We start from the raw sequence: 25102 nt of genomic DNA, 5'->3' as shown, positions 1-25102 counted from the left end.
AGAAAGTCACAACGCCGATGTGGCTGATCGCATTTTTAGAACAGGACGGAACGTTTATGACACATTTACTTCGATTGCTTGGACTACTCTTGTTGGTAACGATATCGAATAGAACCGCGATCTCCCAAGATGCCGATGCGGCACTGAAGAATGTCTTCAGTGCATACCATGAGCAATTCCTGATCCTCTTTCCCATCGAGGCGACTCAGTTTGGGGATGGCCGCTATAACGACCAACTGCCGATCGATATTTCGTCAGAATTCCGCGCAAAGGAAAAACAATTTTACGAAGAGACGCTTCAACGTTTAATGCAGGTTGATCGTCAGCAAGCGTCGCAGGTCAACCGGTTAGCCGCGGATATCCTCGAGTACGAGCTCAACATGCGGTTGGAAGCGTTGACGTTTAACTTCGATCGCATCCCCTTCAACCAATTTAACGGACTGCCGCTAATGTTCGCGCAGTTGGGCAGCGGTGCCAGCAGTCAACCGTTCAAGTCCAAGGCTGACTACGACAACTGGCTCAAACGCGTAGATGCCTTTACCATCTGGAGTCGAGTGGCCATCGATCGATTTCGTGAAGGTATGCGAGACGACTACGTGCTGCCCGCGGTCTTGGTCCAGCGCATGATCGCACAATGCTTGGACCCAACCATCGTGAGCGCTACACCCGAAGAGAGTATTTTCTATGGCCCTATTGATAAGATGCCAGATCGCTTTAGTGAAACCGATCGTGTTGAGCTTACCGCTCGGTACAAGTCGGCGATCGACGACAAGATTATTCCTGCGTATCGTGCGTTAGGAAAATTTCTTCAAGAAGAGTACCTTCCCGCAGCCCGTGCTACTACAGGAATCGGAGATTTACCGCAGGGAGCCAACCAGTACAAGTATTGGGTGCGGCGCTGGACAACTACCGATCTTACTCCGGATCAAATATTTGAAATGGGGCAAGTCGAAGTTCAACGTATCACCGAAGAAATGGAACAAGTTCGGACGCAAATGAAGTTCGATGGCACGTTGAACGAGTTCTTTGAGTATTTGAGAACCGACCCGCAGTTCAAGCCATTCGATACGGCTGACGAAGTGCTCGCGTTTTTCCGTGGCATCAAAGAGCGGTTGGAGCCACAACTGGCCGATTTATTTCTGCGCTCGCCTAAAACACCGTTTGAAATTCGGCGCACGGAGGCATTTCGTGAAAAGACAGCCAGTGCCGAATACATGCCCGGTGCAGCCGATGGCAGTCGGCCTGGAATCTTCTATTGCCCGATTCCAGACGCGGAAGAATTCAACATCACGAGCGGCTTAGAATCGTTGTTCTTGCATGAAGCGTTGCCGGGGCATCATTATCAAGTTTCCTTGCAGCAAGAGAACGAAGCTTTACCGACCTTCGCACGCTTTTTGTGGTACGGCGCCTATGGCGAGGGCTGGGCATTGTATTGCGAGTCGATTGGTGCAGAGTTAGGAATGTATCAAGACCCGCGTCAAAAGATCGGAGCTTTAGGCGACGAGATGCATCGAGCGATCCGTTTGGTCGTCGATGTGGGCATGCATGACAAGGGTTGGACGCGAGAGCAAGCGATCGAATATATGATGTCGAAAGAACCGATATCCGAACCAGCCGCTGTAGCCGAGATAGAACGCTACATGGCTTACCCAGGTCAAGCGTTGTCGTACAAAATCGGCCAACTCAAGATATCCCAGTTACGGCGCAAGCAAGAAGAAGAGCTTGGCGACCAGTTTTCCATTGCCAAGTTTCACGACGCCGTTTTGCAAAACGGATGCATGCCACTGAGCGTGCTCGAGCGGCAGTTTGCGGACTAGTTCGCCTAGTTTGATTTGTGTCTACAAGCTCGAATTGGTAGATGGATGATCCAAGACGTAGCGATTTGATCTTCGTTCGACGCAGACGATCCCAGCCGTGACACATGGGCAGGACGAGTTAGCCGGAATATGATCCCGTTTCGACCGAGAAGAGCTTGCCCGGGATGGATAATGCTTTGGTCGCCACGCGTTTTTTGCGATGTATTGGACACAACAGATCATCGTCGGTACGCAGCGGTCAACTTGGCACAGTAGTTCGATGCCGTGGTCCGAAGTCTTAACTTTGCATTGGGGACTTAGCAGCGTGATGCTCGAGAGTCGAACTGACAACGTATTCTGCGATTGAATCTTTCATGTGGAAAGCGATCACATGCTCGCGCGCTCGGGCAGCCATTTCCGTGAGCTTTTCTGGACAAGCTAAGGCACGTTTCGCTGCTGCCGCTAAACCGTTGCCTTCGACGTCGTAATACACGGCATGAACGCCATCTTCCAGCGGCTGATAACGTTCGATGGTCGGTGTGTTTAGCAACGGAACAGACCAGCAAAGCGGTGTTTCGTAGTGGCGAAAACAGTCCCAGCCATAACCTTCAGGAGACCAGACCAAGCGAGCCGCAGCGGCGCGTGCAAGATATTCCTCTCGATTCAAACGATTTGTTGGGATATCGATACGGTAGCCGTCATTTTGAAGGGCCTTGAGTTGCTGTAAACCTCGTTCACGCACCGTTGACGAACCTTCAATCAGTCCGGCGAAGAATATGTCGGCTGTCTTTACTGCGGGATGGGTCGGATAAACGCGATGTGGATCTATGAGCGGTCCGAGCGAGATTGGTCGGAATTTTTCAACGCGACGTCGATTCTTCGCAAGTGTCCGGTATCGTCGCGTGGGAACAGAATCGTGGACAGTGCGCATGAACACTTGCCAATGGTCGATAGGCAATTCTCGTTTAAACCACAACAGCGACCTGTCCAGCAAAAACAAATCATCGCGCCGGAGAAAGGGCGTGTCTTCGTAGTCGATTACAGCAATCGGCGCTCGAACTTTGAACCGCAGGAATTGCGGTCCAAAGAAGGAGTTTAATGGCAAATAAAGCTTTAGAAAGCGACGCGTTCCGATGTTTCTGAACCACCAACGACTGTTCCAGAGTGACAGAATCGGTGCATGGCAGACGATCAAGTCCAGCTTTGGATCAACCAGTGCGCGTCGCAGCCCCCTGAGCGGTTCTAAAGGGACTTCACCACCAAAGGCTGAAGTACGAGACGCAAAGCACTTCGTTTGTGAAAATGTGTGTTTTACAAAGGGACGGCCAATTTCAACGATCGACAAGTCCTCTAGCGATCGACTTAACGCTTCCCCTGTTTTTACGGTCATATCAAATTCGTCTTTGCTTATACCAAACTTAACGATCGGCAACATTTAAAAACCGTACCGCACATTAAGGAATGCTATTCGATCGCTGATTGGTCGCGAAGGTGATTTGGCTTCTCCAAGTGTGCGAGGACAAGAGCGATATCAGCGGGAGTAATTCCACTGATTCTGGTCGCTTGATCAATACTCGCCGGACGAATTTTTCCCAGTTTTTGTTTCGCCTCGAATCGGAGACTGATAATCCTTTCGTAATCAAACGAGTCAGGGATTTTCTTTTTAGACATTCGCTCCTGTCGGTCAACTTGGATCTGTTGACGAGCAACATAACCTTCATACTTAATATCGTGCTCGACCAATAACCCTACTTGCGAGCTGAAATTGGAGAGCTCTGGAAATGTTTCAGCTAACGCCTGCCACGTAATTTCAGGGCGGCGCAGATACTTGTCGCAGGGCACATCTTGGACTCGAAGTGTCTGCAGAACTTTTTTGGCGATATTGAGTTGGCTGAGCTTGGTTTCAAACACATTCCAACGCTCGTCGTCCACCAGTCCAAGCCGTCTTCCCAACGGAGTGAGCCGCTGATCAGCATTGTTGTAGCGGAGCATCAATCGATATTCAGCGCGACTAGTGAACATGCGGTAGGGTTCGTCGACCGATCGCGTCACTAGATCGTCGATCAGCACGCCGATGTAGCCCTGGTCACGCGTAACGATAAGCGGCTCTGATCCTTTGATGTGTAAGGCTGCGTTTGCCCCCGCGATCAAACCCTGCGCCGCTGCTTCCTCGTAACCAGTCGTGCCGTTTAATTGCCCAGCAAAATACAACCCTGCCACCGACTTGGTTTCGAGTGTCGGCTTTAACTGATCTGGAGGACAATAGTCGTACTCCACCGCGTAACCATAACGCATGATTTGGGCATTTTCTAAGCCAAAGATATTGCGAATCATTTGGTCTTGAACATCTCGTGGCAGCGAAGTTGAAATGCCATTGATGTAGACTTCGTGCGTGTTACGGCCTTCTGGTTCTAGAAACAATTGATGAGACTGTTTGTCGGCGAAGCGAACTACTTTGTCTTCGATACTGGGGCAATAGCGAGGGCCCGTCGAGCTAATTTGTCCGCTATACATCGGAGCGCGATGCAAGTTCGCTCGGATCAATTCGTGGACTGCATCGTTAGTATGCGTGATCCAGCAAGGCACCTGCGTTGCGGTGATCGACTGATTCAAAGAGGAAAAGGGAATCGCCGGATCATCGCCTGGCTGTTCTTGCAGCTTGGATTTGTCGATCGTCCTACCATTGATCCGCGCCGGAGTGCCAGTTTTAAAGCGTTCGACTTCGAATTGGAGGCGATTTAGCGCCGCGCTGATCCCACTTGTGGTTCCCTCCCCTGCTCTGCCGCCGGGCGTTTTAGCTTCGCCGGTGTGCATGATCGCTTGTAAGAAAGTGCCCGTCGTTAGAACCACAGCTTGCGCATGATAAATTGCTCCACCGCTGACTTGAACACCGCGAATGTGATGGGCGGCATCGCCGTGTTGCGAAGAGATCGCAGGCTCTGTAATCAGATCGAGGACCGTTTCCTGTCGTAGATCGATGTTAGGGTTGTCTTCGATCAGTCGTTTAACTTCGAACTGATAGGCTTTCTTGTCGGCTTGAGCTCGCGGTGAGTGCATCGCGGGCCCCTTCTTCGAATTCAGCATGCGGAACTGAATGCCGGTTTTGTCGATGACTTGCCCCATCAACCCACCAAGCGCGTCGACCTCGCAGACGATTTGCCCCTTGGCCACGCCACCGATCGCCGGATTGCAGCTCATCTGCCCAACCGTATCCAGGTTTCCCGTCAGCAAGGCGACCTTTGCGCCAACGCGAGCCGCCGCCGCCGCCGCTTCGGTCCCGGCGTGACCTGCGCCAACTACGATGACGTCATATTGATAGCTTGAATGAGGCTGAGACATTGAATTTTTCTGCAAATGGAATTTCTAGATCGGTAAAGTTTAACGCACCCCAGCCCGACTTCTAGTGCTTCTTTGCCTGCAAAAGGCACTGATTCCGGCTGGCGTCTGCCGCGAGGATAGGTAATTAAGGCAAGTTGAGCCTGTTTAAAGCAATTGGATCGGATCGCCGAGTTGTAGTGTCGATAAAACGACTACGGTGTGCATTTTCAGCATGATGTACGCGTTCAAGTCCGGGACTCACTGCCAACGCGAAACAGTTATGAAGCGAAACAATCTAAGTCGATCAGCCGTGATCGGGCTCAGTTCGGCTGTCCTCTGGCAAGCAAGTCTTGCAAATGTATTGTATGCGCAGAATCCAAAGGCGATAACGAACCAATGGATCGAGCGGCAAGAAGACGCCGCCCGCGCTAGCAAAGATGGTATGCAGTGGAAATCACCCCCCGCTTCTACGATGTCCAGCCCTGCGACTCAAGGGCTATCAAATGGAAACGTCAATGGGCAGCTTGCTAGCAGCCTTGAACCGACCAGCAAAAGCACGGTAGCAAAACCGATTTACTGGAATAAAAGTGAGTTCATTATACCCTTCAACGTCAGTTCTCAAGGCAAATTGCCATCCGCTGTGGAACTTGAAGTTTCAACCGATAGCGGCAGCGTTTGGACTCCGGTACAACGAAGTGCGATAACCGAACGTCAGTTCGCGTTCCGGTCGCGCGGCGACGGGCTCTATCAGTTTCGCATCAAGACCGTAGACTCCAACGGTCAGTCCTTCGAAACCGGCGCGCGTCCGTTGGCGATCGTCATCGATACGAACCCTCCCGAAGTGGACTTGGTAGTCGATACCGACGAACAAGCACGCATGGTGGCCGACTTTCGCATTGCAGATGCCAACCTCTCCGGCACTGACATGCGGCTCGAGTACTTGACCGAACTGGATTCGACTTGGGTTCCTGTGCAAATGCAAACTCAATTCGGTCGCGATTCGATGGAGTTAGTCGGTAAGGCGGTCTGGGAAGTTCCGGTGCGTGCACGACAACTGGTGGTTCGCATGCTCGTTCGCGATTTGGCAGGGAACGAATCGGAAGTGACACGGCAGCCGAGCTTGCTTCGTACAGCCAACTCAGGTGCAGGTTTGCAGCTTGCGAGCAATGGAAAATCGATCTTCCAGCAGATGTTTTCTGGCTCCGATACGACTGACCCGGCAGCTGGCCCGACAATCGTTTCAACTCCCACATCGCAAGGCCTGCAGTTGCCGGCGAGTCCTTTTGCTGTATCCCAACAAGGTGCTCAACCAGAGAGTCTGCCAACCCCGCCATCCGTTCCGCGTCAAGGCAACCAAACGCTCCAAAACCTTCCCGTTAGCCCAGCGTTTCCATTGGGGGCACCGGCCGAAACCGAGCTTATGCCATTGCAGCGGGACAATGTTTTCGGGCTGGAGGCTCAACCGCCTCAAACCAGTACAACGTTAAGCATCGGAGAGGCCGCGACAAGATCTCCGTCAGGCTTGCAACGCTACGTTTTAAATGAAATCGATCCGGCGCAAGCGAAACCATCTGTCACGCCAGGCTCAACGGGCGGCAGCTTTGAAGCGCCGCTCCCGCCCAGCGACGCGGCTGGCAACACAATTAGCAACACCATTGGCGATCCGCAAGTCATGAGCCCTGGTTCGCCGACGCAACTGCCCTTTGCAAGCAACTCCCGCGCATTCAGCTTGGATTACAGCGTTGAAACGGATCCCAGTAATCAGATTTCGGCTGTTGAGTTGTGGGGGACCGCGGATGGTGGTCGGACGTGGTCTGCGTGGGGGACTGATCCTGATAGGCAGAGCCCTTTCGATATCAAGGTTCAAACCGATGGACTCTTTGGTTTTCGCATGGTTGTGATTGGATCCAATGGTCTTGCAAATCATCGTCCCATGGCAGGAGACGATGCTGACGCGTGGATCGAAGTCGATACGGTACTTCCGGTCGCTCGAATCTTGTCCGCTCAGTACGGCAAAGGCGCCGAAACGGGATCGTTGATCATTGAGTACTCCGCGCAAGACGATCGACTTGCCGAACGCCCCATTTCACTTTCTTACAGTCAACTGCCAGATGGGCCGTGGACAACTATCGAAAGTGAGATTCCGAACGTCGGTCGCTACGCTTGGAAAGGCAATCCAAATTTGCCACGCCGGGTTTACCTGCGGATCGAGGCATTTGACCGCGCCGGTAATGTGTTCGCCGATCGAATGGAACTGCCAGTCGATTTAGAAGGTCTAGCGCCACGTGGTCGAATTCAGGGTTTTCGCCCGATCCAGACCAACTAATCCGCATTTGGCAAGCTAACTTGACCGTGATCGTTCAAGATGCAATTAAACTTCTTTTATGTTTGCAGCACGTAAATTGCAGGCGGCTGCTAAAATAGTATTGCAGACGATGGGCTTTGTTAGCACTCGTTACGCTCGATTGTGAAACCGCGACAATCTGTGATGGGAGTGCTTGCTTGTTACAATGCCACGATCTGCTAGTGTTAGAGTGAATCGATTCAAATCTGCGGATGATTTTAAAATCGCTCCCATCGCTCCATAGTGCTACACCACGATATGACGGTATTAGTTTTCGGCCACCGCAATCCAGACACGGATGCCATCTGCTCTGCTATCGCCTACGCCGATTTGTTGCAAAGGACGACTCGCCCCACGGCGATTGCAGCATGCTGTGGAGCACCCAACCAGCGGACTGAATTTGCGCTGCGGACTGCCAATTTACCGACGCCGCGAATTGTGATGGACGTTCGACCGGAGGTAGGAGATGTTTGCCAACGCGACGTTGTTACCGCGATGCGTGGCGATATCTTCTTCGATGTTTACAACAAGATGAAGGAACGCGAACTTCGCGCGATTCCTGTGGTTGATTCAACCCGTTGCGTCGTCGGGCAATTGTCGCTCTTAGACATGATGCGGCTTGTCTTTGATCACAGCAGCGACAACTTGCGGGCGAGGACTGTATCCACGAGCCTCAATCGTGTTTGCCAAGTCTTAGAGGGCGAGTTTCAGCACGAAGTCAACATTGATCGTCGTGACGAACTGATCACGATGGTGGGAGGAATGAGCGCGGAGGGCTTTACGCGCAGGCTAACACAGTACCCCGCTGATCGGCTGTTGGTGGTAAGTGGCGATAGACCTACGATTCACTTGCCTGCGCTTAAGCACGGCGTACGAGGCATCGTGGTAACTGGTGGATACGAGATGTCGCCCGACTTAATCGAGCTCGCTCGGGCAAAGAATGTGACGATTATTAACAGCCCATTCGATACGGCAACCACGACGATTCGAATTCGTTCCGCGCAGTTTATTGATTCGGCGATAGACCTCAAGTACCAAACACTTGCCGCTCATTTGCCAATCGAAGATGCAAGGCCAGTTATCGAAAGATCCAGTGAACCAATTTTCCTAGTGGTGGACGATGATGGCAAGCTAGTGGGCGTATTGTCCAAATCCGATTTGATCAATCCGCCCAAGCCCAAGCTGATCTTGGTCGATCACAACGAGCTCTCGCAGGCAGTTAATGGTGCGGAGCATGCGGAGATATTGGAAGTTCTGGACCATCATCGATTGGGCGGCGGGCTGAAAAGCAGCCAGCCAATTCGCTTTATCAATGAACCCGTGGGATCAACATGTACGCTGGTTGCTCGGCAGTTTCGCGCTGCCGGCGTGACGCCTTCCTCAGGTATTGCTTTGTGTATGGCTTCGGGAATCATTTCTGACACGTTGTACCTGCGTTCGCCCACCGCGACCGATGTCGACCGTGAGATACTCGCTTGGTTGGAACCACTGACAGGTATCGATTTGGATATTTATGCGAAAGCATTCTTCGAAATTGGGTCTGCGCTGCGTACATGCAATTCGCAACAGGTGATCAGCGAAGATTGCAAAGAGTTTACCGAGCGGCACGTCAAGTTCTCCATCTCGCAAATCGAAGAGATCGGGTTTGAGCTTTTCTGGAACCGCAAAGAAGAATTGCGAACCGCGTTGGAACAGCACGCGCAGGAGCGGTCGCTTGATTTTGCTGCGTTGCTGGTCACGGACATCGTCAGCAACGGTTCGCTGTTGCTGCTCTCGCATGAATCCGATGCGTTGGAAGAGATCAACTATCCGCGATTGGATAAGAATCTTTTTGAATTGGCCAACGTAGTTTCTCGAAAGAAGCAGCTCCTGCCACTCTTTTCCCAGTTGATTGCTTCTGCACCTTATGAACCAGCGAGTGCAAAATAGTGGTTGATCAGCAGGCGTCGACGTTACCGCGGACAGATTCATTGGGAAAGCGATTGCGGCGAGCGTTAGTACGTCTAGGCGTGGTGCTGGCTTGCTTGTATGGAAGTGTGCTTTTGGCGCTGGTTTGCTTGGAGACAACTCTCGTCTATCCTGGCGCAAGGCATGGCGATTGGAATCAACAAGGAGTTCAACACGAGTCGGTGTGGCTTACGAGCAAAGATGGCACTAGGATCAATGCTTGGTTTCTAGATGCTCCAGAAACGGGCGAAAATAAATCACATTTTGCGTTGCTGATGAGTCACGGCAACGGCGAAAACATCTCGATGATGTTGAACGAGGCCGATCGCTATAGACAATCGCATGGTCTTGCCGTTTTGATCTATGACTATCGAGGGTTTGGTCAAAGTGACGGTAGTCCGGCCGAGGCGGGTGTACTGGCGGATGGCGAAGCGGCCTTGGAATGGCTGAGACAAAGAACGGGGCTGGGCAACGACAAGATCTTTCAATTTGGCCGTTCATTGGGAGGCGGAGTTGCGGTTCATCTGGCCTCAACATTTGGAAGCGCCGGACTCATCTTAGACCGCACTTTCAATTCTGTCGTCGACGTCGCAGCCAGCCGTTACTGGATGATGCCGATTCGCCTCGTAATTCGCAATCGCTACGCGTCGGAACTCAAGATCGCTAAGTACACAGCGCCACTTCTGCAATTGCACGGCGACAAGGACGAAGTCATTGACATTGCGTTTGCGAGGAAATTGTTCGCGGCCGCTGGCTCGGGCGACAAGACCTTTGTTGAATCACCTGGGACAAGTCACATCGACGCCTGGCCTGAGGTTTTTACGACGTCTACCGATAGTTTTATCGAGCGAATAATCGCTGCCGAGGAAGTGTCCTCAAACAGTCTCCAATTTTAGCGGAACGGCGCAAGCCGTCCGGTTTTGTGACACCGTAGGGCTCGCGCCCTACCGCTACAATTGATTTGCGGAACGTATGTCAGGACAATCCCTAAGCCGCGTCGCTGATTGAAAGTACAGATTTTGCTTTGAAAAGATCGCTGGCCAGTTGAGTTTGCGACTCTAATAGGCAATGTCAAACTTTTGGTAATTGCCGCTGGCTGGATACCAGTTCAGATTTGTGTCGCCAATGTTTGAGGCGAAGCGATCTTGAACGGCTTTCAACAACGCTTGCAGCTCCTTTTTTTCTCCTTCGGCGACGAGCGAAACGGTACCGTCGGGGTTGTTTTTCACGTATCCTGTGACGGCGAACTGACTTGCGATTTCGCGTGTGGAATAACGGAAGCCAACCCCCTGGACGTGTCCTTGGAATTCGGCCGATAATTGCACATTCATAAGCGTTCCTTTTTGTAGCTTGGCCGGACTGGCACAAGTTGAAGTGAGCAAAAACCGTGAGTAAAACTGCCGCCCAGGCTTTTGACGTTTTTACAGTCTTGGAAGAAAAAGCCAAGGTGCCGATGGTTGGTTGCGCCGCGATGATTGGTTCGGATAGCTTCTTGCGCGAGAAGGCAACCGAGCTGACGTTGAAGCAATGGGGGATCGATCCAGAATCGGTAGAAAGCGAATACGGAGAAGATGTCGCTTGGGTCGATGTGCATGATCAACTCGCAACGCGTTCGCTCTTCGACGAAGCCGGACATCGTTGCGTCATTCTAAAATCGGCAGACAAGTTCGTTTCAAAGTATCGCGAGCAAGTGGAGAAGTGGGCCAATGCCGCATGCCCTGATGCTTCGTTGATCTTGCACCTGGACCAGTTAGCGTCCAATACGAAACTATACAAAGGGATTGGCCAGAACGGCGCGTTGGTAAGCTGCCAGACTCCGACGCTCAAGTCCTTTGGCAATCCGCCGGATGATCGAGCGATTGCAAAGTGGGTTGTAAGTTGGGGGCTTCGTCGGCATGGATTGCGGATCACGACTTCGCAAGCGAACTTAATGGTGGAACGGATTGGTCCTGTGTTTGGCTTGTTGGATTGCGAAATGGCCAAGCTCGCGTTATTTGCCAACGATCAAGGGTCGGTGGCCGATGATCATGTAGTCGAGTTGGTCGGCGGTTGGCGCACGAAGACGGCTTGGGACATTGCTGACTGGATTGCAGATGGCGAGATTGCCAAAGCGTGGGAGGAACTGGACCGATTGTTTGCGGCTGGCCAGCATCCGGTTGGTCTGATGGCTCAAGTTGGCTGGTCGATACGTCGCTTTGGACTTGCCGCGAACATTTTTGAACAAGCGAGGTGTTGCGGAACTGGCATGAAGATCACGGATGCGCTGACGCAGGCGGGATTTTTTGGTCCTCAGATAACGGCCGCTGATCGCCAATTGCGTCGCATTGGCTCCCAGCGTGCGTTGCGGATTTTAGATTGGCTGGTCGAGCTTGATTTGAAACTCAAGGGCACGCATTCGCAAGACGATCGAGCACGCTTTGCTGTTGAAGAATTCATCTGGCGTTTCGCGAGTTGAGAACATAGCGTCCAACCGCACCGAAAATTTCGACCTTTAGTGCGTTTGGCGATCGCAACAGATTGACTACCGTTCGCTTGAGCGGCATCCTACTGGTCTGGATTCTCGATCATCAATGTCCGTTGCCTGGGGTCGCGTAAGCTTGCTTAAAGGTTTTTTTGCTGAATCTGAGCTTTTGCCTGCCATCGGCCCGCGATTGCGGAGCGCATGCCTGCCAAGAGAAGTAGTGTTCTATGGGTCTGGCGCACGACTGGCGCTTTTGCCACGATCTGCTTGAGACTTACAAATCATAAAAGAATGCTCCCTCGCCCCATTCTTTCGTATTGTCCTACGCAACACCGTGGTGGCACAGGGGGAGAAAGAAAAATGGTTCCATTTCTGAGGAACACAACAAATGCGAATTGATCGGAAAAAACAATAACCATAATTTCTAAACCAAAAATTTTGTTGACTTCCGATTTTGTGTCCATTAAAACGTTGCGCTTCGGCAAACGCTTGTCTGGCCCCGAGAACTGAGAGCTTGTTAAATAATGCGAGTGAAACTTCTTCCTAATCTTTGGTTAGCCTTTCAAAGACTGTTCAATCGGGCAATCGGGCAATCGGGCAATCGGGCAATCGGGCAATCGGGCAATCGGGCAATCGGGCAATCGGGCAATCGTAAAGTTCTAGTCTTTCGCAGGAATTGCCATTTCAACCCCCAACGGCTTCGCAGTCTGACAATCGAACGCTTCGAACCGCGAATAGTTTGGACCGTAGAACAGCCTTTGGAGAATGAACTCTTTGATGGTGAGATTGTTGGTTCTGACTCTGCTTCTCACGGCGCAGCGAGCGAAATTGGTCAGCAAGATTCTATTGATGGGAGTTCAACCGGTTCGACATCCCCTCAGGTTCAAGCGGATGAGCTTAACGATTCGGTTCAGGAGCTCGATTTAGCTGGCGGCCCGAGTGATCAAAATGCGCAAGCGACGTCGAATGTAAGTGACGAGGCGATAATCGGCGTAACTCCGACACCAAATTTCCAGGATGCATCAAACCTGCCAACTTATGACGTCAACCAAGACGGTTACGTTTCGATATTGGACGTTCTGTCGATTGTTAATGCTGTAAACGGACCGCAACAATTTGTGGCAGCTACGCCTGAAGCATACGACTTAAATGGCGATGGATTAGTTGACAGCGCAGACATATCGGCTCTGGCAAATCACGTCGCAACAGTACCGACGCCGTTAGAGATATTGCAGTCCTCGCAGAGCAACGTGGCGGCGGGTGCTTTAAGTCACATCACACCAGTTGCAACTGGCTCAAGTGGAACGGCCGCACAACAGGCGAGCCAGCTTACGGTTGATGAAAATGCATCTGAAGGTGCAAATGGATCTTACTTAACGACTTCTTACACGGAATGCCCACCTAACGCCGTGTGCTGGCCGAGTCCATCACCATCGCCGAGTCCATCACCGTCGCCGAGTCCATCACCGTCGCCGAGCCCATCACCGTCGCCGAGCCCATCACCGTCGCCGAGCCCATCACCGTCGCCGAGCCCATCACCGTCGCCGAGCCCATCACCGTCGCCGAGCCCATCACCGTCGCCGAGTCCATCCCCGTCGCCGAGCCCATCACCGTCGCCGAGCCCATCACCGTCGCCGAGCCCATCACCGTCGCCGAGCCCATCACCGTCGCCGAGCCCATCACCGTCGCCGAGCCCATCACCGTCGCCGAGCCCATCACCGTCGCCGAGCCCATCACCGTCGCCGAGTCCATCCCCGTCGCCGAGCCCATCACCGTCGCCGAGCCCATCACCGTCGCCGAGCCCATCACCGTCGCCGAGCCCATCACCGTCGCCGAGCCCATCACCGTCGCCGAGCCCATCACCGTCGCCGAGCCCATCACCGTCGCCGAGCCCATCACCGTCGCCGAGCCCATCACCGTCGCCGAGCCCATCCCCGTCGCCGAGCCCATCCCCGTCGCCGAGCCCATCCCCGTCGCCGAGCCCATCCCCGTCGCCGAGCCCATCCCCGTCGCCGAGCCCATCCCCGTCGCCGAGCCCATCACCGTCGCCGAGCCCATCACCGTCGCCGAGCCCATCACCGTCGCCGAGTCCATCCCCGTCGCCGAGCCCTTCCCCGTCGCCGAGCCCTTCCCCGTCGCCGAGCCCTTCCCCGTCGCCGAGCCCTTCCCCGTCGCCGAGCCCTTCACCATCGCCGAGTCCATCACCATCGCCAGGTCCATCACCGTCGCCTTCGACTGGTGCGGGATCGATTGGAGATTACATCTGGGAAGACAGCAATGCGAATGGAATACAGGATGAAGGCGAGAGTGGGATGAGCGGAGTTGTCGTCGAGTTGTACGCCGTGAGTTCACTTACCCAACCAAATGGTGATCCTTTGCCAAATATTGGTGATTACTTGGTTGATTCGACCGATTCTGATGCAGACGGAAGATACGAATTCTTAGATTTACCCGCAGGTTACTACACGGCCAGATTTTACGCTCCTTCTGGGTATCGGCACACGATTGGTTTGGTAGGTACTTCCCCAATAGGAGACCCTACAAAAGACAGTGATCCAGCGTGGGGAGGGGCCGGGTCAGACGCGAGGTTTTATCTAGAAAACGGGGAAAGCAATAACGATATTGATGCCGGTTTTGTTCCTATTCCTCCAAGCGTTACTATTTCAGCGATTGGTAAGGCTTACGTTCTTGCAGGGGATGACGACGATGACGAAGTTCTCGATATGTTCGACTTCGATGGAGGACCAGAGCGCGGGGACGGGGACAGAACAACTGTAAAATTGAATATTACCGTTGGGTCGCCGTACGGTGTAACGGATTGGGAAGCCTCTCAAATCACGTTCGATTTTGTTCAAGCAAAGTACACGCTCGAAGAGTATCTGGAACAGAGCAAGGAAGAAGGACTTGTTAGGCTTTGGAGAAAGCCTTGGCATGAGGCTCGAAGTACTGTTGACGCGATCGATCCGAATATCCCCTATTCTCTGGCGATGTTCGGTGTAAGCGATAACTCGACTACATTCACCCTGTACTATGAAGTAGCTGGAATTGAAGTTCCAGACGAATACGACGAACTAGAATCTGTAGATGGCGTTACTCTGAACCTAGGTGCTGAAGTTACGTTTAGCGAGAGTGGCGGATTTCTTGCTCAACAGGTTGGACCGCCGCCTAACAATATCGCGTCCACCAACCTTGGCATCAACGCGAGGCTGATGCCACTTGGATTGCCGAAAGATGGTTCAGAAATCGGTTTAGGTAATACACTAGAAGTTGCTTACCGTCAGATCTATGGGGAAGAACATGGTGATACATTTATTCAAAAAATAGAGGAAGCTACAAATTTTGATATCATCGTTCGGGACTATTGGCGCTGGCCAGACTACCAAGTCCATCAGCCTGATAGCAAGATAGAGAAGTATCATGTAACTGTTGTTATTGACAAGTCGAATCTATTTGATAGAGGTCCGCAATGGGGGGCATTGCAAGCCAGAAATCAGCTTTTGCATTTGATTGCGTACAATGGGATGCTGAAAAGAACAGTATTGAATGAGGCCTCATTAATTGGTTACGACAAAGAATATGTCGAGTTAATGAAAGAAGGTTTCAAGGCGGCAACCCACGCCTGGGCAGAAAGCTTGACAGTTTTTACCCAAGCCGCTTGGGACGCAGCGGAAATTGCCGTTGGCTTTGTGCCTGGTGGTGATTTAATCGTGATGGGATTGAAGGTTGCAAACGGAGAGTCCGTAACCCTGCTCGAAGGCGTCCTTTCATTTGTACCGTTCGTCCCTGCAGGCATATGGAAAGCCGACAAACTTGCAGGAGGCTTAGTTAGCGATTTGACTAAGAGTTTTGCCGGCTACATTTGGAAAAAGACTGGTGGGGAATGGGTACAGCAGATCGCTACGAATCCGATTTACAAAGCTTTCAATAGTGTCGATTCGTCGATACCACCCAACGTTGTCCACCTTTCGAAATATGCATTAGACAATTGGTGCTTTGATGGTAAGACGCCGGTTCATAGTTGCGATGGTACAAAAGCGATCGATGAGATTTGTGTGGGGGATCGCGTCAAAGCATTCGACTTTGATTCTAACGCATGGGTTTGTTCCGATGTTCTCCAGACGCACAAGAGTTTGTACAGCGGGCCCTTATTAACGATCTTCGTTGGCTCTTCAAAAATTGTCGTCACAGGTAGACATCCTTTTTGGGTGATCGACGGGGAAGATTTGGACGCACGTCCGTGGCCTGAACATTTGCGTCCCGATCGCGACAGGCATCTACAGACACATGGAAGATGGGTCAATTCGGACGATCTCAGAGTTGGCGACGTAATGATCGCGATTGATGGAACGCATTCTGAGATTGAAAGAATTGAAGTCGAAGTCGTCCATTCTTATCAGGTGCATAACTTGACGGTTCGAGGGCTTCCATCTTTTGCTGTTGGCGAGGATGGCTTCCTGGCGCACAATCAGTCATTCTGCACTGCCTACAAGCGTGCAGCGGGAATCACTGATGCGAGACTCAAAGAGCTACGCGAAGAAGTTGCAATTGCTTGGGCCAGTAAGCTTGGGATAACCGATGTGCTTGCCACGCATGGCCATCATATCGTTCACAAAGACGGTTTCACTGATACTCGTGGTTTCTGGAATAGCCTTTCGAAGGGGATTTTAGCCAATTGGGGGATTGATCTGCTGGATAATGCAGCGGACATTGCTGCTGGAACGCCACTTCATAACCTATGTATAGCGCCATATCGTTACGTGCATACGGTTGAGTACACCGAGTCCGTTTACAAGCTATTAAATAAGGCAACGAGTAAAGGTCATGCGATAGAAATTATGGGAGACATAAAGCGCGCGTTGCACCGTGGGGATTATTTAACGTCTTTGTATCAACAACATGGAGTCGTGTAGTGAATCTAAAATCACAGGACTTGAATACTAAATTTGAAGAGATTGCGTTGTTCCTTTTGGAGAATAAAGCTGATCAAGCGCGACGCGAGATTGAGTCGTTCCCAGATGTCGTAAAAGTACGAAATCAACGTGGGGGAACACTTCTTAACTACGCGGCACGAGGAGGAAGCGAAGAGGTAATGTTCCTACTTGTTAAAATGGGGGCAGTCGTCAATCTTGACAGTTTGCATGCCCCTGATGTGCTTAGCTATTCGGCATCTGCAGGGACAGCCAAGATGGTTGAATTTGCAATCCAGTCGGGATTGGACGTTAACCACGGTCGCATTGTATTTGATGCGATACGCAACGAGAAAGGGCAAAAGAAGGAGGTTTTGCAGGTGATGATCGATCATGGTCTCGAGCTAAACCGAGTGTTTGCTATGTTTGGCGACCGCAACAACGCAAAGACAGCTCTCGACTATGCTGGGGGTGAGACAACTGAAGTAGGCCGTTTCCTGCGTAGCAAAGGGGCGAAAACTGCAGAAGAGGTGATGTCGGAAAATCCCACCGTCGAAGTCATCGGTGAAGGTAGCAAACCATAACCCAAGTAAGAGTGACAAGAGGGGAGGATTTCTATGAACGGTACAAGAATGATGCTGGAACACAACGTTACACCTGCAGAAGATATTTTGGAGTTCATGCAGGGGCAATATGGACCCGTCGAAGAAAATGCTTTTTGCGAAATTGTCGCAGGAGAACCACCGATCTCGATTCACCTGATAAGGCCTAACAAAAAGTCGAGCTCGCAAACGTTGTTTACGTATGGGATGTCGGCACAACCTATGAGCGTACCGGCAGATCAAAATCCAGAGTTGTTTCAATTCGCTGAACTATTTCTGCAACTACCGGAAAGCTGGCCATTGGATGCCGTAGAGATTGCAAAGCAAGAGTTTCGCTGGCCCATTGATTTGCTTCGACAGCTCGCACGCGTACCCCATCAAAACAAGTCTTGGATTGGTGGCGCTGCTGGCGTGTTTGCGAATGAAACACCAAAGGACGTATATGCGGGCAGCAATCGATTCTGCGCCTCGCTGGTCATCAATGAACACAACTACATGAATCGATCGCTAGATTTGGTGCGGGTATATCGAGTGCTCCCTATCTATGACGATGAATATCGACTAATTGAAAGAAAAGGTATTCGTGAATTCCTACTTGCGCTGGATGCCGCAGGGGTATCAGTGGTCGTCGACGAAGCGCGTCCTAGCATCTGCGTATAACCAGAGTAACTGCCTTGATAAGCTTAAACGCACAAATAACAATTCATAGTTATCCCTTCAATTACATGGTGATTGAAAATGCCTTTGACCAAGATATCGCTTGGGGGCTTTCTTCCGTGTTTTGCCAATTGATCGGGAAGGGGGCAAAGGTTGGTAAGGTCGGTGAGGTTGGGACGTTAGTTTATGACGCGGTAAACTATACTCCGAACCTTGATGAACTCGCCCGCACGCCAATCCACAACTTAATCGCTCCCGCTCTCAAACAATACTTCTCGGATTCGTTTTACTTGCAACTCGACAACAACATGATGTTAGGCATGCATCGCCACGAACCACCGTCCAAAGCCGGTTGGTCTCATACGGACTGTGCGATCGTGACGTTTCCCTACAATGGAGTGAACTTGAATGGACTGTGCATGTTTCAGCAGGATAGTGGCGTTAACTATGCTGATGACTCCAAAAACCGTCAACCACACGCCCTGAAAACTGCACGTGCGATTGCTTGTCTATACTATACTGCTAATGAAGAATGGAAATCGGGCATGGGGGGCGAGACCGGAGTATTTCTGTCCGATGGTAAGACTCTAGCTGCATCGATTCCGCCCAAGAACAATTTGCTTTTCGCTTTCGAAATCTCACCCCTTTCCTACCATGCGTACCTTGGTTCTAAAACGATGAGAAGGAATAGCTTCATTTGGTGGTACCATGCCGACCCCAAAGCGATTCTTACAAAGCACAGCGCTGCTGTTGACTTTCGCCTGCAACAGGGAATGGAACCTTGGGACCGATGGACCGATAACTCTGTTGAAAAGTATGATCCAATGGTTCAGGCAAGCTAGCATATGACAAAAAACTGGCTGATTCTTGGTGGAACCCAATTCATCGGACGGATGTTTTGTGAACTAGCGTTGCTGCGCCCGGATGTTCGATTAACACTTCTCAATCGGTCGCAGACCAATCCGCATCTATTCAATGGTATCCAGCGCCTTGTTTGCGACCGTTATGTTCCTGAGCAATGCAAGATCGCTTTAGAAGACAAACATTGGGATGCCGTCATCGACTTCAGCGGCTTTGAAGATCGATCGATCCGAAACGTCTTGAGATTTCTTAATACAGATTTCTATGCATTCTTGTCGAGTTCCGCCGTCGACCTATCGTGGCCAGAAGAGCCGTTTTTTGCGATGGCACAACACAAACTGTGGTGCGAAGAACTCATTCGTCGCCACATGCGAAATGTTTTGATCGTTCGTTCGGGCTATGTCGTTGGCGAATACGACTACACGGACCGATTCGAATTTAGAGAGATGCAGTGGCGATGGAAAGGTACTCGGACGCCGGTCCAACCTCTGATCGAAGTGGACTTTCTTTGCGCGTCGCTTATGCGTGCCATTGTTGATGGACGGACCGGGTTGATCCGTGCGGGCTATAACCCTCCTCGACTGCGAACTGTTTTGGGTGGAAGCTGAGTACCCTCTCGAAAGGGGGCGGGTGGCTTGGTAACATACTACGCCCTGCCGAGTCGGGACGATAAGCTGTTTCGAGAACTTTACGCGGTTGTCCCCGTTTTACCTGCATTTTGAAGCGGACTTCCGCAGATTCCTACCACTGTCGCCTGGCACCATTCAAAACAACGCCTTACTAGCATATCTGAGTTCGATTCATGATGAAAGCAATCGCCGTCCGTCCCGGTGTCCCAAACAGCGTCCACCAAAGAGAAATTCCCGAACCAAAACTTGACTCGATTCCCGATGGCAAGGGCGTGTTGGTCAAAGTCTTAAAAGTTGGCGTCGATGCGACAGACCGCGAAATTAACGACGCCCTCTACGGAAACGCGCCCAAGGGGGATGACTTTCTGGTCCTGGGCCATGAGTGCTTTGGGATCGTCGAAGCTGTAGGAGCGAATGTTCGTTCGGTCAAACCTGGTGACTATGTGACGGCAACGGTGCGTCGTCCTGGTGGGTCAATCTTCGACATGATCGGTCGATACGATGTGACCAGCGAAGAAACCTATTTTGAACGCGGGATCAATTTACGCCACGGTTTCTTGACGGAAAAATTCGTAGATGACGAGCGATACATCGTTCGCGTTCCAGGCGGATTGAAGCATCTGCACGTGTTGATGGAACCGATGAGCTGTGCGGCCAAGGCGGTCGCTCAAGCGTTCGAATCGCAACGCCGCTTGCAAGTTTGGAAACCTAAGCGAGCATTCGTGTTGGGCTCGGGCCAAATCGGTTTGTTATGCACACTCAGCCTTCGCGTCCGTGGCTTGGAGGTGCACACGGTCGCTCGGACACCAGGTCCGCATCTAAAGTCGGAAATCGTTGAAGCGTTGGAGTCAAACTATGTTGCGACGAAAACCACTTCACTAGATGAACTGGTCGAAAAAGTCGGCAAAGCGGACATCATTATCGATGCCACAGGCTCCAGCGTGCTCGCTTTCAACGCAATGAAGTACCTCGGGCACAACGGTGTGTTGGTGTGGACGAGCATTACTGGCGGAAACAAGGAAGTGACAGTCGCTGCAGACAAGATCAATCTTGATTGGGTTCTAGGTAACAAGCTGCTGGTCGGTTCGGTCAATGCAAACCGCGATCACTTTGAAAAAGGTATTCGCGATCTCGCTATGGGTGAGATGACGTATCCAGGAGTGCTTGAGCGGATCTTGACGACGCCCATTGAGGGGCTTGATAAGTACCAAGATATGATGCGTCACCTTGTTGAAGACGAAGATGCATTAAAGGTGTTCGTCAATGTCGCATCGGAATAGCTTGCCGGCCCATCGATCAAGTCATACCTTTCAGACCTACGGTAAAATCTTTTTCACCGTAGTCGCGATGCATTTGGTAGGCTGTTCGCCCGAAAGTGAACCTAAGCCCCAAAATAGCGTTCAATCGAGTCCCTCTGATTTGACAGGCTCGGCATCTTCGCGCCAGCCTGAAGTGGAAGCGACTCTATCTGCCCAGATTCAGGCAGTTGAAAATGGGGAAAGCCGTTCAATTACGCTTGAGCAACAATTGCCTACGCGAGAAGACCTGAGAAAGCTTGCCGGCTTAAAAGAACTTCAGGTTATCCAGTTCGATGCTGGACTAGCGGATGCCAGTGACCTGTTCGAGCTATCCGGAAATCAGTCGGTCATTCAATTTCGGCTTCGCTTAACACCGGTCAACGATTTGGCTTTGGCGTACCTTGCCGATAGTTTTCCGAGCCTTCAGATTTTGAATTTGCCGGTACTTGAATTGACATCAAGCGACAGTGAGCACTTTTCAAAGTTCACAAAATTGACGTCGTTGCGAATTGGTGGTGAGTGTATCGATTCGCGTTTAGTCGAACAACTTGCTAAGTCGACTAAGTTAAAGCATCTGCACTTGATCAGTCCCAATTTGGTCGATGACGATTTGAAGGTAATTGCTGAAATAGAATCGCTACGTTCGTTCTATTTAGACGATTGCGAATTGTCGAGCGAAGCGTGGGAAGGCTTTTTTAAGCTTCGTCCCAACATTCATGTGCACCTGGATCAATTGCATCACGACTACGATCCGAATAAGCATCCGTAGTGACTGGCAGTGAGCGTTGTCTATCTTATTTGAGCTGCTGCAACATCCGAGTCTGTATTGAAGCTCATCAGTTGTACTCGCCCGCTAACTGCGGCGAAGTGCACACCATTGTAGTGAGCAGATCCCCAAGTTCCTTCGTAATTTGCTTCGGGGCCATCGGGAACGAGCAAGTAATGCTTTCGAGCAAGCGATGGCGCTCCGCCAGCGAAAATCGGTTCGTCCCAATTCCAAGAAGTTGGAAGTTGAGTTCGAGGGTTGAATGACCGTTCGCCGATAGCCATTGCGCTATCAAAACCGCGCAACTGATCCACGTTTTGCATCGTGATACCTTGAAAAGAATCGACCAAAGCAAAATCCGATTTGCTCCATGCATAGCCAGCCGATTGATACGAGCCGTAATCATCGTCGACTGTTCTCGCAGGTTTTCGATTTCCCCGTGCTGGACAGAGAAACATGGGTTGTCTGGCATCAACGACAACCTTTTGATAGGCGTTAATCTGATCAAGATATGGCAGAATGGAATATGCCCAGCTGCCGGTCTGTTCAGCACCCATCAGGCTCGGATTGCCGACGCCCCATGGTATTGTCACATCTGTCTCGTAGGAAGTCGATTTTGCAGCGTAATATGTTGTTGAGATAGTAGTCCACACGCCATCTTTGCTGCGAATGCGACTGGTTGGAGTCGGACGTCCGTTTGTTGGCAGCAATTTAAAAGATTGTTCGAACATCTGAATCGCCATTCCGATTTGCCGAATCTGCGATTCGCACTGGCGTTGTCTGGCGGAATCTCGAACACGCAGCGCCGCTGGCAACGCGAGAGCAATGAGGATCGAAATAATCGCTAGTGACGCAAGAAGTTCGACGAGTGTAAATGCGTTTCTTGTAACTTGCATGTGCTTGCCTCCGACACGCAAGTATAACGAATCTCCCGCACGATTTCTCGCTGTCTATCCAATTTTTGATTTGCCCATGATCGGTTGCAAGGCTTTGGGGATCTGGATGGTTCCATCCGATTGTTGATAGTTTTCCATAACCGCGATAATTGCTCGAGACATGGCGAGCGCTGTGCCGTTGAGCGTATGGACAAAGTGAGTCCCCTTCTCACCCTTGTTGCGGTAGCGGATGTTCAAACGCCGCGCCTGGTAATCAGTGCAGTTGCTGGTACTGGTGACTTCGCCCCATTCGCCACCGTCACCGCGGCCGGGCATCCACGCTTCCAAGTCGTATTTGCGGTATGCCGGACCGCCTAAGTCGCCAGTCGCCGTATCGACCACACGGTACGGGATTTCTAACGAATCAAAAATCTCGCATTCAAGCTGCCGTAGCTCTTCGTGAACCGCATCACTGTGTTCTGGCAAAGTGAACGCGAACATTTCGACTTTGGTAAATTGATGAACGCGATAAAGCCCCTTGGAAGCGCGACCAGCCGCCCCAGCTTCCGTCCGGAAACAATGCGAGATACCAGCCAGTTTGAGCGGCAACTGATCTGCTTCAAAGGTCTGGTTGGAATACATGCCACCCAAAGTTATCTCGGCGGTGGCTACGAGATTCAATTCCGTATTCTCGATGCTGTAAATCTGTGTCTCGGGGCCACGTGGATTGAAGCCGATTCCACGCAAAATTGCCGTCGTCGCAAGGTCAGGCGTGGTGACTGGGATAAAGCCACGGTTCATCAAGAAGCTTATCGCGTACTGCTGCAGCGCCAGCTCGAGCAAAACAGCGTCACGCTTCAAAAAGTAAAACCCGGCGCCTGTGACGCGTGCACCGGCTTCGAAATCGATCAGATCCAGAGCGGTTCCCAGGTCGACGTGATCTTTAGGTTTGAATGAGAAAGTCGGTGCGGGCGTCTTTCCGCGAGCGATCTCTAAATTGGCCGCATCGTCGGTCCCAATTGGAGCGTCGGGGTGTGTGAGGTTGGGAATCTGAGCTTGGATCGCAAGGATTTCGGACTCCAAACGATCATGGTCAGCTTGAGCGGAATCTTTGTCGACGCGTAACTGGCGCCCCTTCTCTTTCAACTCTTCACGTTCCTGAGGCGAGGAAGCCTTGCCGATCAATTTGCTCGATTCATTTGCCTGCCGATTTAGTTCTTCGGTCGCCTGCAGCTTTTCTCGCCGCTGCTTTTCGAGTTCGACGAGCTGGGCAATGTTGACCTGAACGCCGCGGCGCTTGCAGTTTTCTTCGATCTGAGCGGATTGTTCTAAGATGATTTTTCGGTCAAGCATCGCAATTAGCTTACAAAACGGTTAGTTGTCAAAAATGGTCCGACGCGCCGCTTATCGTGTCATCTTGAAAGCAGGCTGACAAGGGCTGGCAGAATACGAGGTGACGCGGAAAAAGATCAATCTAGACTTTTGCAAGGCAAAGTTCTAAAAGTTATGCAGACTTTGTAGATTCGCCAATGTCCGTTAGCCAGGAGGGTTTTGCGGTGCGTCCTTCACGATTTGTCCTACTAACCAGTTTCCTCTCAATTTGTGCCGCCCCCAGCGGTTTTCTGCACTCATTAGTACTTGCTGAAGAAGTGACCGATTCGACCGCAGGCAAGGTTAAAGTTGTCAGCCGCGTGAGCGACGTTGATGCCGATCCGTCGGCCGAGAAATATTTGCTCCAATACCGACTGCGAGAAGGGGAATCGATCAACACCCGTGTAACGCATCTGGCCAAGACGCTGACAAAGGTCAACGACCAAGAAGAATCGAGTCACAGCCGAACGGTCAGTACCAAGAACTGGAAAGTTGTTTCTCTGACGACCGATGGCAACATGACCTTCGAACACAGTGTGCGCGAGGTCGACGCATCGAACAAAGTTGGACAAGCCGAAGAGGTCCGTTACAACTCGGGCGACGGCGAAGTTCCTACGCAATTTAAAGAGGTCGATTCTCAAGTCGATCAAGTGATATCAACGATTACGATGCGACCCAATGGCGAAGTTGTCGAGCGTACTACCGACGACAAATACGCTCGGCTGGGCCTTGGCGAAATCGCGGTTCAGTTTCCTGAGCAGCCAATTGCGATTGGTGACCAATGGGAGACAACGCGAGAGATTCAAGTGCGTCGCCCCGATAAAACTCCGATGCGCGTTAGTCTGCGGGAAGTTTTCACGCTGAAAAAAGTAAGCGCCGGCGTTGCTCTGATTGAAGTACGTAACGAACCGTTGACGCCGATTCGTAGCCCCGAAGTTGAATCTCAAGTGATGCAACAAATGAACAACGGCACCATGAAGTTTGACTTGGATGCTGGCCGTCTGCTATCCAAAGATATCAGTTGGGATTCAACGGTGATTGGTTTTAACGGCGCGGGTAGTCGACTTGAGTATTCAGCACGCCTTGAAGAAGTGCTGGTCGAGGACTAAACACTAAGCACCAAGGAATTGTCCAAAAGCAGTTTCCAATTTTAGCGGAACGGCGCAAGCCGTCCGGTGTCACAGAACCGGAGGGCTTGCGCCCTACCGCTAAAATTGATTTGCGGAAGTTGTTCCAGAGCAATTTCTAAGCACCAAGAACCAAGAACCAA

The 25102-nt window shown here is 51.4% G+C and carries 19 protein-coding genes and 1 pseudogene; 15 read left to right on the top strand and 5 right to left on the bottom strand.

Features of this window, described 5'->3' with window-relative positions; translation table 11 throughout:
- Positions 1-56 precede the first annotated feature (56 nt).
- The gene (locus tag SH451x_RS21205) at positions 57-1817 is read left to right on the top strand and encodes a DUF885 domain-containing protein (RefSeq protein ID WP_479359128.1); all 1761 of its coding nucleotides are present in this window, start codon (positions 57-59) and stop codon (positions 1815-1817) included.
- A 277-nt stretch (positions 1818-2094) separates the two neighbouring features.
- Here the strand turns inward: SH451x_RS21205 and SH451x_RS21200 are convergent, their stop codons facing one another.
- Positions 2095-3231 (bottom strand): hypothetical protein, encoded by a 1137-nt coding sequence (locus SH451x_RS21200; protein WP_479359127.1) that lies wholly within the window; start codon positions 3229-3231, stop codon positions 2095-2097.
- 29 nt (positions 3232-3260) lie between these two features.
- Positions 3261-5135, bottom strand: a complete 1875-nt coding sequence (gene mnmG / locus SH451x_RS21195) for a tRNA uridine-5-carboxymethylaminomethyl(34) synthesis enzyme MnmG (protein WP_479359126.1) — start codon at positions 5133-5135, stop codon at positions 3261-3263.
- Positions 5136-5394: 259 nt separating this feature from the next.
- On the opposite strand from mnmG, the gene SH451x_RS21190 reads away from it, so the two are divergent.
- The 3 genes from SH451x_RS21190 (at position 5395) to SH451x_RS21180 (ending at position 10301) form a co-directional block, all read left to right on the top strand.
- On the top strand, positions 5395-7440 hold the full coding sequence (locus SH451x_RS21190; protein WP_479359125.1) for a hypothetical protein: 2046 nt from the start codon (positions 5395-5397) through the stop codon (positions 7438-7440).
- A gap of 276 nt (positions 7441-7716) precedes the next feature.
- Complete coding sequence (locus SH451x_RS21185) at positions 7717-9387, top strand: putative manganese-dependent inorganic diphosphatase (protein WP_479359123.1); 1671 nt, start codon at positions 7717-7719, stop codon at positions 9385-9387.
- On the top strand, positions 9387-10301 hold the full coding sequence (locus SH451x_RS21180; RefSeq protein WP_479359122.1) for an alpha/beta hydrolase: 915 nt from the start codon (positions 9387-9389) through the stop codon (positions 10299-10301). The genes SH451x_RS21185 and SH451x_RS21180 overlap by 1 nt, the downstream gene beginning before the upstream one ends.
- 162 nt (positions 10302-10463) lie before the next feature.
- Here the strand turns inward: SH451x_RS21180 and SH451x_RS21175 are convergent, their stop codons facing one another.
- Positions 10464-10736, bottom strand: a complete 273-nt coding sequence (locus SH451x_RS21175) for an acylphosphatase (protein ID WP_479359121.1) — start codon at positions 10734-10736, stop codon at positions 10464-10466.
- A 56-nt stretch (positions 10737-10792) separates the two neighbouring features.
- Here SH451x_RS21175 and holA point away from each other — a divergent pair, with 56 nt between their 5' ends.
- The 10 genes and pseudogenes from holA (at position 10793) to SH451x_RS21125 (ending at position 21589) form a co-directional block, all read left to right on the top strand.
- Positions 10793-11860: a DNA polymerase III subunit delta gene (holA, locus tag SH451x_RS21170; protein WP_479359120.1), complete on the top strand. Its 1068-nt coding sequence runs from the start codon at positions 10793-10795 to the stop codon at positions 11858-11860.
- A gap of 530 nt (positions 11861-12390) precedes the next feature.
- Positions 12391-13056, top strand: a pseudogene (locus tag SH451x_RS21165) (dockerin type I domain-containing protein); the annotation flags it as partial.
- 221 nt (positions 13057-13277) lie between these two features.
- Positions 13278-14165, top strand: coding sequence for a hypothetical protein (locus tag SH451x_RS21160; RefSeq protein ID WP_479362941.1), 888 nt, complete (start codon positions 13278-13280; stop codon positions 14163-14165).
- Positions 14116-16776, top strand: coding sequence for an SdrD B-like domain-containing protein (locus SH451x_RS21155; RefSeq protein WP_479362925.1), 2661 nt, complete (start codon positions 14116-14118; stop codon positions 16774-16776). Before SH451x_RS21160 ends, SH451x_RS21155 begins: the two co-directional genes overlap by 50 nt.
- Positions 16776-17357, top strand: coding sequence for an ankyrin repeat domain-containing protein (locus SH451x_RS21150; protein WP_479359119.1), 582 nt, complete (start codon positions 16776-16778; stop codon positions 17355-17357). The genes SH451x_RS21155 and SH451x_RS21150 overlap by 1 nt, the downstream gene beginning before the upstream one ends.
- A gap of 33 nt (positions 17358-17390) precedes the next feature.
- The gene (locus SH451x_RS21145; RefSeq protein WP_479359117.1) at positions 17391-18035 is read left to right on the top strand and encodes a suppressor of fused domain protein; all 645 of its coding nucleotides are present in this window, start codon (positions 17391-17393) and stop codon (positions 18033-18035) included.
- A 14-nt stretch (positions 18036-18049) separates the two neighbouring features.
- Positions 18050-18874, top strand: a complete 825-nt coding sequence (locus SH451x_RS21140) for a 2OG-Fe(II) oxygenase (RefSeq protein ID WP_479359116.1) — start codon at positions 18050-18052, stop codon at positions 18872-18874.
- A gap of 3 nt (positions 18875-18877) precedes the next feature.
- Positions 18878-19501 carry a Rossmann-fold NAD(P)-binding domain-containing protein gene (locus SH451x_RS21135; protein WP_479359115.1) on the top strand — a complete coding sequence of 208 codons (624 nt, stop codon included), beginning with the start codon at positions 18878-18880 and terminating at the stop codon, positions 19499-19501.
- Between the two features lie 194 nt (positions 19502-19695).
- The gene (locus SH451x_RS21130; protein WP_479359114.1) at positions 19696-20802 is read left to right on the top strand and encodes a glucose 1-dehydrogenase; all 1107 of its coding nucleotides are present in this window, start codon (positions 19696-19698) and stop codon (positions 20800-20802) included.
- Positions 20786-21589, top strand: a complete 804-nt coding sequence (locus SH451x_RS21125) for a leucine-rich repeat domain-containing protein (protein ID WP_479359113.1) — start codon at positions 20786-20788, stop codon at positions 21587-21589. The genes SH451x_RS21130 and SH451x_RS21125 overlap by 17 nt, the downstream gene beginning before the upstream one ends.
- A gap of 20 nt (positions 21590-21609) precedes the next feature.
- Here SH451x_RS21125 and SH451x_RS21120 read toward each other — a convergent pair whose 3' ends face one another.
- Positions 21610-22482, bottom strand: coding sequence for a DUF1559 family PulG-like putative transporter (locus SH451x_RS21120; RefSeq protein ID WP_479359111.1), 873 nt, complete (start codon positions 22480-22482; stop codon positions 21610-21612).
- Between the two features lie 54 nt (positions 22483-22536).
- A complete protein-coding gene (gene serS, locus SH451x_RS21115) occupies positions 22537-23814 on the bottom strand; it encodes a serine--tRNA ligase (RefSeq protein ID WP_479359110.1) in 1278 nt (425 codons plus the stop codon).
- Positions 23815-24017: 203 nt separating this feature from the next.
- Here serS and SH451x_RS21110 point away from each other — a divergent pair, with 203 nt between their 5' ends.
- The gene (locus tag SH451x_RS21110) at positions 24018-24941 is read left to right on the top strand and encodes a hypothetical protein (protein WP_479359109.1); all 924 of its coding nucleotides are present in this window, start codon (positions 24018-24020) and stop codon (positions 24939-24941) included.
- Positions 24942-25102: the final 161 nt, after the last annotated feature.

This window comes from Njordella aestuarii (assembly GCF_056494165.1).
This window is presented reverse-complemented; position numbering and strand designations above follow the sequence as displayed.